Source organism: Bacteriovorax sp. DB6_IX, assembly GCF_000447775.1.
Taxonomy (GTDB): domain Bacteria; phylum Bdellovibrionota; class Bacteriovoracia; order Bacteriovoracales; family Bacteriovoracaceae; genus Halobacteriovorax_A.
Genome location: NZ_AUNJ01000460.1, coordinates 15,954 through 31,190, shown reverse-complemented (window position 1 = coordinate 31,190; position 15,237 = coordinate 15,954). Strand labels below are relative to the sequence as shown.

Genomic DNA, 15,237 nt, shown 5'->3' with positions numbered 1-15,237 from the left:
AATTCATCTAATTTATCACCAGAATCAGAACTTGAACTTACAACATCATCAGACGTTTTATTCACCTTCTTAAAGGCACATGATGTCGTTCCAAGAACTAAGAGAGAGATTAATAGGTATTTCATAAAGGCTCCTTTCTATGTAATATATTTTCTATGATATCTTTCAACAGGTCAAAAATATTATGCAAATATTCCAAGACTTAGGGCTTCTCGGGCTCTTTCTCGCAAGTTTTTTGGCCGCAACTTTCCTACCTTTTTCTTCTGAAGCGATCTTCGCCTATATGGTGTCTAGAGGTGATAGGGTCGAGGTATTGATTCTAATTGCAACAATTGGAAACTCTCTTGGTGGGCTTTTTAATTATTGGGTTGGTCTATTTGGTAAGCTTGAGTGGGCCGAGCGCTATTTAAAAATTACTCATGAACAAATTAAAAGGTGGCAATTAAAAATTGAAAAGAGGGGAAGCTTACTTGCCTTTCTCTGTTGGTTGCCAATTGTCGGTGATCCTCTTGCACTGGCCCTTGGATACTTTAGGGTGCCTTTTTATAAAGTTGCCATTTTTCTCACGCTTGGGAAGATGTGCCGCTATCTTTTCATTGTCTATGTGGTATCGAGATTTCAATAGGTTAACTAGGGTAGAGATTTCACTTTGATTATTTTCATAGCAATTTCACGCATGGGCTTGCTATAAGATTCGCTATGAAAAAATTGATCACGACAATGCTATTTCTCTTAGTTTCTCTAAGCTCATTCGCTAACACTGAAGATATTTTCTGTGCTGTGGAAGCGGCCCATCACTATAAGAAAATTGTGGTTGTGAAAAATTTTGCCAAGGATAAGTATAAGCACTGTACGATTTCTTGTATTGTCGGAATTGAGTGTGGTGTTGCTTCGAGTGCTTTGATTGGTGTTGCAAAAGAAATTTATGATGTCTTTGGTCCTGGAAATGCAGAGCTAGAAGACTTATTAGCAAATGTTCTTGGTTTGAGAATTAGTCGAAGAGCTAGTGTGACAGACCTAAGTTCATGCTCTCAAGCCTGTCAGCACTTCTATCCAATTCCTCATTAAATTTGATGAGACTTAATAAAGTTGCTCATGATTTTCTTTGTCTGAGCTTTATCTTCTCTAAATGAGCTGTGAGAACAGCATTTAATAACTTTAAATTCTGCCCCTTTTACTTTCTTGGAAAATGACTTTGCGGCCTCGGGGGTTGCTTCATCATATTGACCACTCATAAAGAGAGTAGGGATATTAATTTTCTTTAAAATAGGTGTTCCATCGTATTTCTTAAGCGTTCCTGTTGGACAGAATTCACTTGGACCCCACATATACATATAGAGCTCTTCATTGAAGTTAATTTTCTTCTTACCTTTTTTCTTTTGTTCATAGGCCTTAAGATCACGACAACAGTGTTTCTTATAGTAGACGTCCATGGCCTCTTTGTAGACCTTAGAGTCTGTGGCGCCAACTTTTTCACAACACTTAATAATCTCGACATACTTCTTTGGAAGCTTGTTTATGAGCCTTTGTGCATCTGCTACCCATACTTTTGAAGAGATGAGAGAAGAGTGAAAGATAAGTCCTTTGACTTTCTTAGGATATCTCTTGAAGTATTCAAGAATAAGAGTCCCACCCCAGCTTGCTCCATGGAGAATGAACTCATCATAGCCAAGATGGTTGGCCAGATCATCCAAGTTTTTACAGAAGGTCTCAATTGTCCAGTGTTCGCTCTTTGTGGCAGAGGATTTGCCTGAACCAATTTGATCATAGACAACAACTTGTCTATCAGTTGCAAGTTCTAAGAGGGGAGCGATTGAGTTATGTGTTCCTCCAGGGCCACCGTGGCAACCAATAATAGGAGTTTTTCCCTTTCGTCCCTTTTTAATATAGAAGGTCTTACCAAGTTTTGATGTGAAATATGCCATTGAAACTTCCTTTAACTTATATCAGTTATTTTGGGCTTTCTTTGGCAATGTTATCAAAATACTAGTACCGTGGCCATCTGGATTCTCGTCCTGATGGGTACTTTGAATCTCTAGTTTTCCATTAAATTTGTCGACGTAGAATTTGATAATACCTAGACCAAATCCACTTCCACGCTCTTGTGAAGTTCCCTTCGTTGATTCATGGTATGAGTTTTCAAAGAGGTTATCTCTAAAGTCTTTGGTCATCCCAATACCATAATCTCTAATACAGAATTGGATATTATTCTCATCTTCTCTAATGAAATTGACATCAATTTGTCCATCTTCAAATGAGAACTTAATGGCATTATTGATAACATTATTTAGTACGTTGACTGAGAGACTAATCATGTCACAGAAGACAGTTGAGGTTTTAATTTTCTCATCAATATTAACGGTGACATTCTTAAGAAGCGCTTGTTCTTCAAATGTCTCAATAGAGGACTTAAGGGCCGTGTAGAGTTCAATTTCTTGGAAGTTGAGATCAATGGCATCTCTTTTTGCCATCTCCATACTTCGCACATTATTGATAATATAGGCTTCACTCTTAAGAGAGAGACTTAGCCTAGAAAGATATTTTTCAATATCTTCAATACTTTCAATCTCTACCTTTTCTAGTTCTCTTGTCACACGACGAAGAGCGGCCTTGTTGGCCATTACAATATTGGCGAGGTCATGGCAGAGTACTCGAATAAGCGTTTCTTTTTCTTTATATGATAATTCGAGCTCAGATCGCTTCTTTTCAAGTTCTTGAGTTCTTTGTTTAACAATATTTTCGAGGTTTCTAAGAATGAATGCATTCTCTAATGAGAGTGCCATTTGAGTCGTTATAACCTCGAGTACTTCAGTCTTATCTTTTGTAAAGACACCTTTGGTTGTTTGATTTTCGAGGTAAATAACCGCGTGAGTTTGATCATTCGCTGTCAGTGGTAGTGCTACAACAGACTGTGGTCTATTGTCTTTAAAGTAAGTGTCGCGAATAAATCTCTCTTGCTGCTCGAGAGTGTCGAGTCTGACAATATCTCCAGTATTGAAGACGAAGTCTACGAGTACTTTTGGGAACTCTTTCTTTTCGCCATAAACTTTATATTCACCTTTTTCTTTCGTAACAAGGGAGCCTATTTGAGCATTAGAGTAGTTTACACTTGTGTCGATAATTTTAAGAATGAGCTTGTCTAAATCTCTTTCACTCGAGATATGGTGTGCTGTCTCAACAAAGGTCTTCGTATCAATATTGATTTCTTTTCCTGTTGTTGATTGACTGGCCTTGTAGTCAATAAGCTTGATTTTATTTGTAGCACCCCATTGCTTATACTTTTCGTAAGCTCTATTTGTGAGGAAGCGGCAATATCCATGGGACTCAAATTGCTCTAGATATTCTGAGAATCTCTCACATGCAATGGCCTCGACTTGTGGGAAATTATCCATATTGGCGTAATCAATCGCCTTATGAAAGTGTAGGTAGATCGCTTTTTCATCATCTGGAGTGGTGGCCTCAAGAAAGACGGCCTGAGCCAGATGATAACGTGATCTAAAGTTTTGCGGCATCGTCTTAGCTGCCTTTTTAATCTTCTTCAAATTTCGTTTGGCATGATTCATGGCCTTAGCATATGTGCTAGACTTCTTCTTCATCTCCATGGCCGAAATTAGAACAGAGTAGAAGTAATGATCAAATAGGACAATCTGCTTCTGTGCTCCAACTTCGCCGTGGACCTCGGCCTTAAGTGTGCTTTGGTATGCGAGGTCGTATTGTTCGTGAATATAGTGACGAATACTATCAAAGATATGTAGCCAAGCGAGATTTTGATGGTCGTTATTTTCTTCCTGAGCCTTTTCAAAGGCTTCTGAATCAAAGTCCTTATCTCTTTGAATAAAGTTCTTGTCGTATTCATTACTCATTAAAGAGATAAAACGTCTCATGATTTGCATCATTGGAATAATATATTGATCAGAAATAGAGTCTGCAAAGAGACTGTACTCAACACCGTTGGCATAGACTTCTTTGAGATTGAGCCCAAGAAAGAGTTCTCTAGAGAAAGTCGAGTAGAGGCAATAATTTGCAAAGTTAAAATCTCCACAATTGATTCCCGCTGCATGTCCCTTTCTTAGCCAGTTAGTACTTTCCGAAATAGGAGCGTGATAGAATTGGATAAAGTTATTCCATGAAAAAATAAGTTTCGACTTATACTTTTGATGTGGATCAAAACGATCACTGATCTGGGTGGCGAGCTTCATCAGATCATGGGCCCTTTTATAATTTGAAAGAGCAACACCTTCAACAAATCCCATTAGAGAGACGACGTAGGAAGAAACATCGGTATTACCGTGTTTCAACGTCAGAATTAAACAGTTGAGACAATTCAAGAGCATCGACTCTGGACTTTGAATAAAACAGCTCGGTGACATATTTGAAAGGATTTTCATGGCCGCATGGCATCTTTATTTGTCAGCTCTCTATTATTGAGAATCTTCTCGTTTGATCTCAAGGCAAACATTGTTTTTACCCTAATCAGTTTAGGTGCTACATGAAGCATCGTCGCTCTTTCCGGGAAACGAATCCCATAGAGTTTTAAGGCCTTACTTCCAACTCGGATGGCATCATCGGCCCTTCCTTGATTGGTATAGTAATTCATCTGAATCTCATAGATTCTAGCCTTGTCATCTTTGGTCTTTGTTACCGTCAGAAGATAATTATAGAGCTCTTCAGCTTTTTCTGTGTCAGCACAAAGGTAGTAACATTCTGATAGGGCAGTTGCGACTCGAAGTGTGTAATCATAGTAATCATCCCATGCATCTTCAGGTAAGAATTGATAGGCGATTTCGTAGTGATCCCTTGCTGCAAAATACGCAGAAGCTTCGTGAGCTTTGGCGCCGGCCTTGTAGTTAATTTCTGAAACTATTCTATTATCAAGTTCTTTCTTTCCAATGAGTTTATTCATATGGAAGGAAAGTTCAAAAATATCAGTCTCTTCATCATTGAAGAATCTGTCTAAGTAATATTGAGCGATTTTATCATGGGCCTCAATTTTCTCTTCTTCTGTACAGAGCTCATAAGCCGCCTGTTGAATTTTATCGTGAGAAAATTTAAGGTGACATTTGATAACGTTCTCATCAGCAGAGCCAAGGTAGCGATAATTCTTGTCTAGTGGAATAAGAAGATCATTTTCAATACATTTGTAAAGGGCCGATTCAAAGTCGGATGGACTATAGTTCAGAATTTTTGTCAAAATGATTGAATCAAATGAAGCACCAATAATTGAAGCATATTTAATAAGTGTGAGCTCATTATCATTCAGCTCTTTGAGATTTGAGATGAGGAGATCGAGTAAATTATTTGAAATTTGAGTTTGCTCGATCTTTGTCTGCATCCAAGACCACTGTCTGACCGACTCATTGTAATATATAAGTCCTTTGGAATAGAGTGACTTAATGAGGTTCTTTGTAAAGAAAGGGTTCCCTTTCGTCTTCTTGTGAATAACTTCCGTCAACTCAACGAGCTCACTATTTGCATGATCATTTTTAAACTTAAGGGTATCACTTAATAATTCAAAGATATTATTTGGATTTAAATTATCTAGTGAAACTTCATCAATTTGACCACCTAGATTTCTAACTTCATCAATACAAACCTGAAAAGGATGGTTGATTCCAACTTCATTACTCCTATATCCTGCAATCAAAAGGAGGTTTTGGTTCTTGGAATCGGTTACTAAGAACTTAATGAGATTGATCGTCGAATTATCCGCCCATTGTAAATCGTCAAGAAAAAGAACTAGAGGCGACTTTGGAGACTTGAAGACATTGATAAAATCTCTGAGTGTCTTATTAAAAAGGTTTTGCATCTCTGTCGAATTAAGATTCTCAAGTCGTCTTTGTTGCTTTCCAATAACCTTTTCAAGAATAGGAAGGATATCTGTGATAATGTGGACGTCTTTTCCAACTTCATTTAGGATTTTGTCTTTCCAGGCCTTAATTGTCTGTTCATCTTCTGTCAGGATGTCATTAATGAGGCTTGTTAGGGCCTGAATAAATCCTGAAAAGGGGATACTCTTTTTTAGCTGGTCAAACTTTCCAAAGGTAAAATGGCCATTATACTTTGTGATCGGCTTTTTGACTTCATTGATAAGGGCCGTTTTTCCTATTCCTGAATACCCATTAACGAGTAAGAGTCGATTTCTTTTCCCCAAGACATCTTCGTATGAGTAAAGGACTTTTCGTTTTTCATTTTCTCGACCGTAGAGCTTCTCTGGAATTTCAAATGCACTGGCCTTGTCGTGCTTTGCTAATTCAAATTCACTTTCTTGGGCTTTTTTTTCTAGAATCTGAATGATTGCCTGAAGATCCTTCTTAATACCATAGGCACTTTGATAACGGTCTTCAGCATTCTTATTAAGCATCTTATGAATAATTTGGCTAAGTGATTTAGAAACCTTTGGATTATGTGCCTCAACAGGTATTGGTTCTTTAGCAATATGAGAGTGGATAATTTCGTGAATATCCTTACTCATAAAGAGACTTTTTCCTGTTAATGCAAAATAGAGAACAGCACCAAGTGAATAAATATCACTACGATAGTCAATTGAGCGATTCATCCTTCCTGTTTGTTCAGGTGAAATAAAATTGATATCGCCTTCGAGATGACTCAGTTTATTCTCTGTTTCCTGAGTTTTGGTAAGCTTGGAGCTATTTTGAAAATGAATAAGCTTATAGATTCTCTCGTCTTTATCAAAGAGAATCGACTTCGGATTAATATTGTTATAGACAATTCCTTTGTCCCAAAGGAAGCTCACGCCCTCAATAACTTGAAGGGCCATTTGGCAGATTTCCTTTATCGTCAGTTCAGAATAGTGGAGAAGTGTTTCTAGAGATTCTAGATCCGCATTCTTGAGGTGTATCTCAGAATTACTCTTGTCGAAGTTAATGAATTCCAAAATATTTGGATGTCTCATTTCTTTCATGAGTTCGTATTCTCTTTTGAGAATAACGTGATGGAGATCGTCTTTTTTCAATTCATCACTGACTCTCTTTGTGAGAATAGTTCCTCTTTCTGAGTTAATACGATCTAAAGTAATAAAAGCATCACTTACTGAGTTTTTTGACTTCATTTTTACCTAAAGCATTTTAGTTTGAATAAAGAGATTTTTTTTGTATCCTATAAATACAATATTTTAACAGGAGTTCCTTATCTGTTATAGTAAAGAAATAAGTTTACTTGCGGGTGGTACAATTTATGCTTCAAGCCTAATCATTACACTCAAGTATAAACTTCAGAGATTCAAAGAAAGCCCTTTTTTCAAGTGCCTAACATTTTTGGTTCTTGGTTACCTATGTATCGGAACACATCAGATTTTTGAGTGGTGGGCCATCTCCACCAAGAATGTCATTATTTACAAAATAGGGCTCTTCTTTTCGATAAGTGCCATGTACTTCAATGTCTCGGGCTCTGAGTACTTTTTGAGGCGAAACTTAGGCTCACGTTATGTGTTAATTTCGCTTGTCTTGTTGATCATTCATATGGCCACAAGGGAGATGACTTTTGAGAATGCTCATTTCTACGTCAGGGGTTTTTCTCATTTCTATTGGGGTGCCCTTTGGATGTTACTTTTCTTGTATTGGAATGGAATTCATTTCTTTATTAGGAAAAAGATTCCGGCCCAGTTAAGAAGTCTTAATTCAAAACTTCCATTCTATGCTTTAAATATCTCTTTTCTGATGTCAGCTACATATTGTTACTTTTTCGGCCTTTATCGAAATATTGTAGGTGAGAAGGGGATTGGAAATTTCTGCGGAGGTATCGCCTCAAACTTTGAGATTGTTTTTGATGCTCCAAGTATTTGGTGTGTCTTTGCCAGTATTCAAGGAATTTTTATCTATCTGTATGCAAAACAGTTACAAAAAGTTGAAGGTGAGTTTGTGAATTTTAAGTATGAAGGTGAAATCCCATTTAAAAAGATTCTGATTATAAGTCTTATAATATGGGGAGCGATCTTTCTTACACTCCCCATGTTTTCTGGATTAAGTTATAAAATGATTCTTAAATAACTAGTACTGAATACTTGCAGGAATTTGTCCTACAGGCATGAAGTTTGGCGTTTTTAGATTGGCCTCGTGTTCTTTTAGGGCGCTCTTAAAGCTCTTCACATGCTGATTAAGTATCGGCAATGAGAAGTCATAATTGACGTCGATCATATTGCTGACGTTTGTAGGAGCAAAGAAGAGTTTATTGGCCATAATCAATTTCGTTTGATCAATAATAGTCACAGCATTGCTATAATCTAGCTTATACCCTGGAGTCTTATACTTAGGACTTGGAATTCTTAATCTCAGAGGGTTTTTGTTAATTGGAATTTCTGCATATGTTTTGTGATCAGCAGCGTGTCCAAGTGTCACATCCCACATATAAGAGGCGACAGCATGTGCAAAATTATCTTCTTTCCAAATCTCTTCACCATTTGGGAAGGTCGGAATTTCTTGATGAATATAATTCGCCCACCTTGTGACAAATTTATCACCATGTGGAATTTCTTTGAGAACTTCTTTTACAAAGTTAAAGTAAACTTTGTAATAGCCATCGTGAAAGTCACCATAGTTAGAGCGAACCTTCTGAGGTCCTTTTAGCGGGTAGAAATACTTTGGGTAGGCCGGATTGTCTTGTAGACCGTGATAGCCAAGTACAACGAGATCTCGCATCGATTCGCCAGTGGCAGGAAAAGGTGCATAGATCATCCACCATTCATTTCTAAGTAGAGATATTGGGTTATTTAAAACCTGGTAATCTAACTTGAGTGTTAACTCAAAGTGAGGGTAGAGAAGTTGAAAGAGAATATGGCTCTTTGGAACGGCCGTCTTCGTAATGGCGTTAATTGAATCCATTGGAAAGTGTAGCCTAGGGTGAGTGGCCACAATAATATGATTTCCCGCCGCTTGTAGTGAAATATATTTTCCCAACATCCAAAGATCACCATCAGTATCATCAATAACATAGTCGCGAAGATTTATCGCTACTGGCTTAACACCATCTTCTAAAACTTCAAAAAGAGTAATCGATGGCTCACAGAAAACACCATGAATAGGTTGGAGAACTTTCATTCCAACAAAGTCACAAACACAATATGTCTTTCCATCTTCCAGATAATCTTTAAAGAGCTCTTGAACTTTATCAGTCAGTTCAAAAGTAAAGAACTTGCTATAGCATGAGTTATAGTAGTAATTAGCAAACTCTTCATCACTTACAGGAGAAAGACCGCCCCAAGAAGCGGCCTTCGCCATGGCCACTGGCCAGTAAGTAAACCAATCTTTCACATAGCGCGTCCCAATTTTCATCCACCAATGAAATTGCTCAGAAAAAGGAATATGAAGAACTCCTGGCGCCTCTCCAAATGGGTGATTTGGCGATGGCTGTGGCCATGGACCACGTCTGTCATAGAGAAACTCATCAGGCTCAAGTGCATTAAATTCACTTTCCAGAGTCAAATCGTCAGAAAATTTCTCATCAACCATCTTCTTCTTGGTTTTCATATCCATTTAAAATACTCCTATTGAAATTGTTTATAAAAACATTTTAGTGGAGTCTTGGATTATCGCTAGAAGGTAGATTCTCCCTATTGGAGTGAACATTCACTGGTTAGATTGTCTATAGTTAAGAAAATGCTTTGGCCCCCAATTCAATAGACACTTTTAGTTAGGCAACAATTTTCGCGAATTATTTGTCTCATACCCATGCAACCCATGCACTTGAGCCTCTTTAGCCGGAGGCTCATTTTTGGAAGCGTTAAATAGAAGGTTACTATTTAATGCTGAACAACTCGTAGGCGACCACGAAGGGAGCTGTAGAGAATACGCTGTGCATACCAAGAAAAAATCAAAACCTAAAAACACTCCGCTTTTTCAAATTCTGAATGACCACCTTCACCAATACAAGATACAAAAACATCTTGCTTGTGAAATATAGGGAATCTTGATCCATCATCTCTATACCCACACGCTTTCAGCACATTTGTAGAGTGCCTCATGTTATATTTTCTATTGAAAGAGTCTGTACATGAATAATTTACGTAACACTTAGAGTGAAACTCCCCAAAACCTTGAGAATCTTCAGGACAATCAGGATATACACCTAGTTCAACAGAGGAAATAGAAGGCTTCCTTGTTTCTGGATAATCACACCCATCAACACGGTCTTGTATTCCACTAGGACACACAAATAAACTAAAATTAATGTCCTCAGATAAGTATTCATAAGAATTTAAATACAATCCTGATATTCTAAGTTTTACGTTTGTTGCAGGAAACGGCTTTCCTGGGGTACTTTGAAACTGCAAAGCAACTTTCGGATTTTTAGATAAGTCATATTCCGTACCACCAATAGAAGCTATATACCTTAAGCCTAAGATATGACCATCCGTATTCTCACCTTCCTCAACAGATTTAACAGAGGTAATTGCCCCCGAATCAATTAAGTCTATATTAAAATTGCTAATATCCAGATTTACTAACTTTGTAAAGTCAAAGACCACGTCACCAGTTTGAGAATTTAATGAAGAAGTGACATGACTAGAAATAAAGTCTCCATCATATTCAATTTTATTGTCACAATTACTATCTTGTGCAAGAGCTACTTGATTCATCATTTTTACGAAATAATCTGCTGTTGAAAATTCGAACGGTCCGTCAGAGGAAGTAGAAATAAAGTTTTGTTCATTTAAGTATGAATCAATGGCATTGTGTCCTAAACTATCAAATTGATCGACATGAATTCTTCCTGCTAATGTAGCCCCCATACTCACTAGTATGTTATCTGACTTCATCCAGTTTTGAATATTTTTATTAGATTTAGATAAAGGGTAATATTTGGTATAAAAGTTTGGTGCTATTCCAATAAGTTTTAACACGTAGTCTGTCGAGAGTTTTATGTGGGCAACATTATGGTGGTAAATATTATTGGAAGGAGAAGCTAACTGTACATTGCCAAAATATCCAATTTTTTCTGGAAACTCTGATTTTAATAGCTCTGTAGCTTTGTTGGCGTATAAGTTTCCTTGGGAATGACTAACTAAAACAACTTTCTGGTTATTATAAATCCCGCTCTTATTTTCCTGTGAAGTATCTACTGTTTCTTTTCCGTAAAGAATTAAGTTCTTTAACCTCTGTAAATCACGTTCTCTAGGGATACTTTTTATTTGCTTTTCATACTGATCTTTTTTTACATCAATCAAAATATTCATCAGATCAGTTTTTTGTGAAGCACTAACCTTACCAGAAAACAAAAGTAATGAAAGCATTTCATATGCTTGAGCTTTCTGACTTAATTTCGACTCTTCACTACCTTCTCCAACATGTTCATCAATTCTCTGCTTTGCAGCTTCAATTAAGTCTAAGACAGTACCGTGTGATTCATTATAAATCATTTCATAGCTAACATTGCTCTTATTACCAATTCTTTATTCTTATTAAAAATAGAGTTCGTTGACAATCTAGAGTATTTATCATTAAGTACTTGAATTATTCTATCTCGAGTCTCCTTAGCCTCATCTCGATGATTATTCACACCATTAACATAAATAACTTTAGTATCTTTTTTTAAATTCACAACTTAAAGATGTAGAAACAGGAAGCCCCCAACTATTTATTGTCTGCATTAAGCTGTAAGTAAATATCATATATCTCTTTAAATTTATTCATTTTTTGTAGTCTTCATTAACTTTTCCTTTCAATTCTTCTAAGTGTCCTCTTGCTAATTTCTCATTAGATCTATAGTTAGCATAAAGCCATACAGCCCTTACTTCATATGGCCTTTCAAACGTTATTCCACAATATCTTTCTAAATTTATAAATACATCATCGCGATTATCCCCAATTATCACAGATGGGTGATGTCTAAATACATTTCTCCACTTCAACTTCCGTTTTTGAGTATTTGTTAGAAGTCGCTCAATACCAGATGATAAAATCTCGCAACAATCTTCCACCTTTTATAAAATCAATTTTATTAATAAAGATTGTGCAATCTACTGAATCGCTCCATTTTTTTGTCGCTTTTTTCGCTACATTTTCATTATTTGCGTCAGCTTTTAGAGTTTCAGTCAAAACTCTTGCTTTCATAAAATAACATCTCTAACATAAGGACGGATAATTCTCAACCGTTCATCTATGTATCTTTCTATGTCATCCCTTATCCCGTTATTATTTTTGTCTACTCCTAATAATGTATCCGTCCTATCCTCATATGCCAGATTTGGCTTTCCAGTAAGTTCAGAAACCATATAAAAATAAAAAGTTAATACAGTAGGTTTTACCTCTTGATAGGCAAGATAAATTAAACCAAAAATTAAAAATGTCCCGACAACTATTTTCTTCATATTTTCCCTATAACATATTCACATAATCTGTATTATTAACTCCGTTTATATATAACATTTGTGTTTTTTTTTACATCACAGCTTAGAGCCGTAGAAACAGGAAGCCCCCAACTATTTACTTGTCTGCATTAAGCTGTAAGTAAATATCATATATCTTCAGATTTTTTTCATTTTTTTGAATCTTCATTAACTTTTCCTTTTAAACCTGATAAGTACTCTTTTGATAACTTCTCATTTGTTTTATATACAGCATATAGCCACTGTGCCCTTACCTGATAGGGGTTCTTAAATGTTACCCCACAATACTTTTCTAAATTTACAAACACATCGTCTAAATTACTATTACTCACAAAAGGATGATGCCTAAATACTTGCCTCCACTTTGCTTTACGTTTTCGAGTATTTTTAAAAAGCAATTCAATATCTGACGAGAAGTCGCTCAAATACCTTCCATCATTCTCCATATCAATTTTATTAACAAAGATTGTGCAACCTACTGAATCGCTCCATTTCTTAATTGCCTCTTCTGCTATTTTTTGATTATTTGCGTCCGCCTTAAGAATTTCAGTTAAAACTCTGGTATGCATATAATAAACATCTCTAACATAAGGAGGATATTTCGCTAGCGTTTCGTCTATATATCGTTCTATATCATCCCTTATCCCGTTATTGTTTTTATCTACACCTAATAATGTATCCGTCCTATCCTCATATGCCAGATTTGGCTTTCCAGTAAGTTCAGAAACCATATAGAAATAAAAAGTTAACACAGTAGGTTTTACCTCTTGATAAGCAAGATAAATTAAACCAAAAATTAAAAATATCCCGACAACTATTTTCTTCATATTTCCCCTATAACAAATTCACATACATCAATATTATCAGGTTGAAACTCATAAGAGTAAGATTAGTGTTCACAAAAAAACAACATCTTACTTACTGAGTTTTTCAGCAGCTGAGAAAATAGTTTTGATTCTGTAATGATTTCATGGAAATGAGAGAATTTCACCCCCATTATAGAGGACCAGTTTGAAATAAACACTTCGCCACAACACGGAAGGCCTGAACAGTCTCATCGTTAGTGAGGTACTTGGCGACAGTTCTCCAGATATTGATCTTGTCTTTAAGAGGGAGGCGACACACTCCCACGCCGCTGTTGAGATAGCAGCTTGGATGGAATTCTAAAGTGTACTTCGTGATATGGTCACAGGTTTCTTTGCGGGTCGACTTTGTACAATTCTCATCTTCGTCGCATTCTTTGACGAGCCCTTTTTGTAAGCAGACCATTACACTGTAAATCCACGTGATACCCTTTTCTGTGAAATAGTTGCGATTGATATTTTTGACATAGGTTGAACAAGTTGGGTAGGCGAGTTCTGTGAAGTAGTTGACTCCAACGGGGTCGCACTTGTACTTTTCTTCCATGCACTTGTAGAAGCCACAAGTTGTGTAGGGAAGGCAGATTGATTTCTTTTCAAAATGATATTGGTAGACATCATCTTTGATCGAGAGGCAATTTCCTGATTCACAATCTCCCCATTGGTCCTTGAGTGAGTCGAGGTACTCGCCGCGAATATTCTTTTGTAGGTTTGCGATGATCTTCTTTTGAACTTGGTCGAGTCTTGGTTTAATGGCCTTGTCAAAAATTGGGCCCTTCTTTGCTTTTTCTGGATTGAGATCAAAGAGTTCGAGCTCATGAAGGAGTTTCTTTGCCTGAGGATCTTTCGCAGCAAGTTTCTTCAAGTTTTGAATCACTTCTTTTGGGTGATTTGAAGAGTTTAACGCTTGCTCCAGTTTCTGGTTTGCAAGTGCCGCGAAATTAAAGATAAGGCTTAGAATAAGAATTTTCTTCATGAGCTCTTATTTAGCATTTATTCGTCAAATTGTGTGAGAAAGTTCTTTTCCCATAACATCTTTACAAGAATAGGGTCCATTTTCTGAGTTAAATCCTTGGCCAACTGGTTGATACTTCGATAATTCTCATTCAGGGTCATTTTCCAGATCTTGGCAAAAGACTCTTGAGCACTTTCTCCGTCATAGGAGAGGTCGATAATATCCCATAGAAAGGCCGTTACCCTCCACTCATTTGTTGGACCATGACAAACATCAGTTGGTACTGACTCAATATTTAAAGGAGCTCTTCTTTTGACCATATACTCGAAACTTGCATTTGAATCTTTTAGATCAATCGATAGCCAGGCAGAGAAGAAACTTGCCCAACCTTCTGAAAGCGCAAGGGCCCCATTATAACACTCATCAATTCGATGGCGGCCACCTGCCGAAACACCAATATTGGCCTGGTCATAAATAGCGTGACCTAATTCGTGCCCAACGACATCCCAAAAATGGCCACGTGTGATATTAACAGTATTCCAACTATAGTAGTCACCATCTGATGGCCATCTAAGATTTACTCTTCTCTTCCAAAATGACAGCAGGTCTGAATCATTAAACTTTCTTACCGCCTTCATGGCAATGTCGTGAATGGCCATAACTTGACCCTCTGTCGAGTCGACATCGAAGTACCATGTATTAGTTCTTCCGCACTCAAGCTCTCCTTGGATCTCATAAGTTGAGCGGTAGCTAATCTTGAAGTAGTCGTTGGTAAGTCTTGAGGAGGCAAATTTATTCTTACAGTTAATTTCCAGCTCAGGAGTTTCGAGCACCTGTTCCTCATTTCTTCCATCAATAGATTTTACGAGTTTTACAATGACCTTTGTCTCATTGAGGGGACCGATACTTATGGCCGAACGACTCGGTCTGATGACGTGGTCGAGAATTGTTGGTTGATAGTATTGACCTGGTTTTAATCGTGTATCGATATCGGCACTTGCCGTATTAAAGATGGCGCTACTTCCTAGCGTTAGCATAAATGCTAATCTTCTAAACATATCTAACTCCTTGATTTTAAGCTT

General features: G+C 37.0%; 14 protein-coding genes. 3 read left to right on the top strand and 11 right to left on the bottom strand.

The window, feature by feature from the left end:
* The first annotated feature begins 184 nt into the window (after positions 1-184).
* Together M901_RS14330 and M901_RS14325 are read left to right on the top strand one after the other, a co-directional pair.
* Entirely contained in the window at positions 185-625 is a 441-nt protein-coding gene (locus M901_RS14330; RefSeq protein WP_021278926.1) for a YqaA family protein, read from the top strand.
* A 74-nt stretch (positions 626-699) separates the two neighbouring features.
* Positions 700-1,068, top strand: a complete 369-nt coding sequence (locus M901_RS14325; protein WP_021278923.1) for a hypothetical protein — start codon at positions 700-702, stop codon at positions 1,066-1,068.
* Here the strand turns inward: M901_RS14325 and M901_RS14320 are convergent.
* Genes M901_RS14320 through M901_RS14310 form a run of 3 tightly spaced genes read right to left on the bottom strand, consistent with a single transcriptional unit; the run spans position 1,065 to position 7,069 of the window.
* Positions 1,065-1,925, bottom strand: coding sequence for a proline iminopeptidase-family hydrolase (locus M901_RS14320; protein WP_021278921.1), 861 nt, complete (start codon positions 1,923-1,925; stop codon positions 1,065-1,067). The genes M901_RS14325 and M901_RS14320 overlap by 4 nt on opposite strands.
* A 21-nt stretch (positions 1,926-1,946) precedes the next feature.
* On the bottom strand, positions 1,947-4,388 hold the full coding sequence (locus M901_RS14315; protein WP_021278906.1) for an ATP-binding protein: 2,442 nt from the start codon (positions 4,386-4,388) through the stop codon (positions 1,947-1,949).
* The gene (locus M901_RS14310; protein ID WP_021278907.1) at positions 4,385-7,069 is read right to left on the bottom strand and encodes an AAA family ATPase; all 2,685 of its coding nucleotides are present in this window, start codon (positions 7,067-7,069) and stop codon (positions 4,385-4,387) included. Before M901_RS14310 ends, M901_RS14315 begins: the two co-directional genes overlap by 4 nt.
* A 490-nt stretch (positions 7,070-7,559) precedes the next feature.
* Between M901_RS14310 and M901_RS17635 the strand changes: the two genes are divergently transcribed.
* Entirely contained in the window at positions 7,560-8,006 is a 447-nt protein-coding gene (locus M901_RS17635) for a hypothetical protein (RefSeq protein ID WP_157680046.1), read from the top strand.
* Here the strand turns inward: M901_RS17635 and M901_RS14300 are convergent, their stop codons facing one another.
* The 8 genes from M901_RS14300 to M901_RS14265 form a co-directional block, all read right to left on the bottom strand.
* Complete coding sequence (locus M901_RS14300) at positions 8,007-9,488, bottom strand: hypothetical protein (RefSeq protein WP_021278914.1); 1,482 nt, start codon at positions 9,486-9,488, stop codon at positions 8,007-8,009.
* 344 nt (positions 9,489-9,832) lie between these two features.
* Positions 9,833-11,371 carry a hypothetical protein gene (locus tag M901_RS14295; protein WP_021278917.1) on the bottom strand — a complete coding sequence of 513 codons (1,539 nt, stop codon included), beginning with the start codon at positions 11,369-11,371 and terminating at the stop codon, positions 9,833-9,835.
* A 270-nt stretch (positions 11,372-11,641) separates the two neighbouring features.
* Positions 11,642-11,863: a hypothetical protein gene (locus M901_RS14285; RefSeq protein ID WP_157680044.1), complete on the bottom strand. Its 222-nt coding sequence runs from the start codon at positions 11,861-11,863 to the stop codon at positions 11,642-11,644.
* 31 nt (positions 11,864-11,894) lie between these two features.
* Complete coding sequence (locus M901_RS17630; protein ID WP_021278908.1) at positions 11,895-12,065, bottom strand: hypothetical protein; 171 nt, start codon at positions 12,063-12,065, stop codon at positions 11,895-11,897.
* Entirely contained in the window at positions 12,062-12,322 is a 261-nt protein-coding gene (locus M901_RS14280) for a hypothetical protein (RefSeq protein WP_034722431.1), read from the bottom strand. Before M901_RS14280 ends, M901_RS17630 begins: the two co-directional genes overlap by 4 nt.
* Positions 12,323-12,489: 167 nt before the next feature.
* Positions 12,490-13,167 (bottom strand): hypothetical protein, encoded by a 678-nt coding sequence (locus M901_RS14275; RefSeq protein ID WP_021278918.1) that lies wholly within the window; start codon positions 13,165-13,167, stop codon positions 12,490-12,492.
* A gap of 169 nt (positions 13,168-13,336) precedes the next feature.
* Positions 13,337-14,176 (bottom strand): hypothetical protein, encoded by an 840-nt coding sequence (locus tag M901_RS14270; RefSeq protein ID WP_021278903.1) that lies wholly within the window; start codon positions 14,174-14,176, stop codon positions 13,337-13,339.
* A 17-nt stretch (positions 14,177-14,193) separates the two neighbouring features.
* Positions 14,194-15,213 (bottom strand): hypothetical protein, encoded by a 1,020-nt coding sequence (locus M901_RS14265; protein ID WP_021278915.1) that lies wholly within the window; start codon positions 15,211-15,213, stop codon positions 14,194-14,196.
* Between the last annotated feature and the right edge of the window lie 24 nt (positions 15,214-15,237).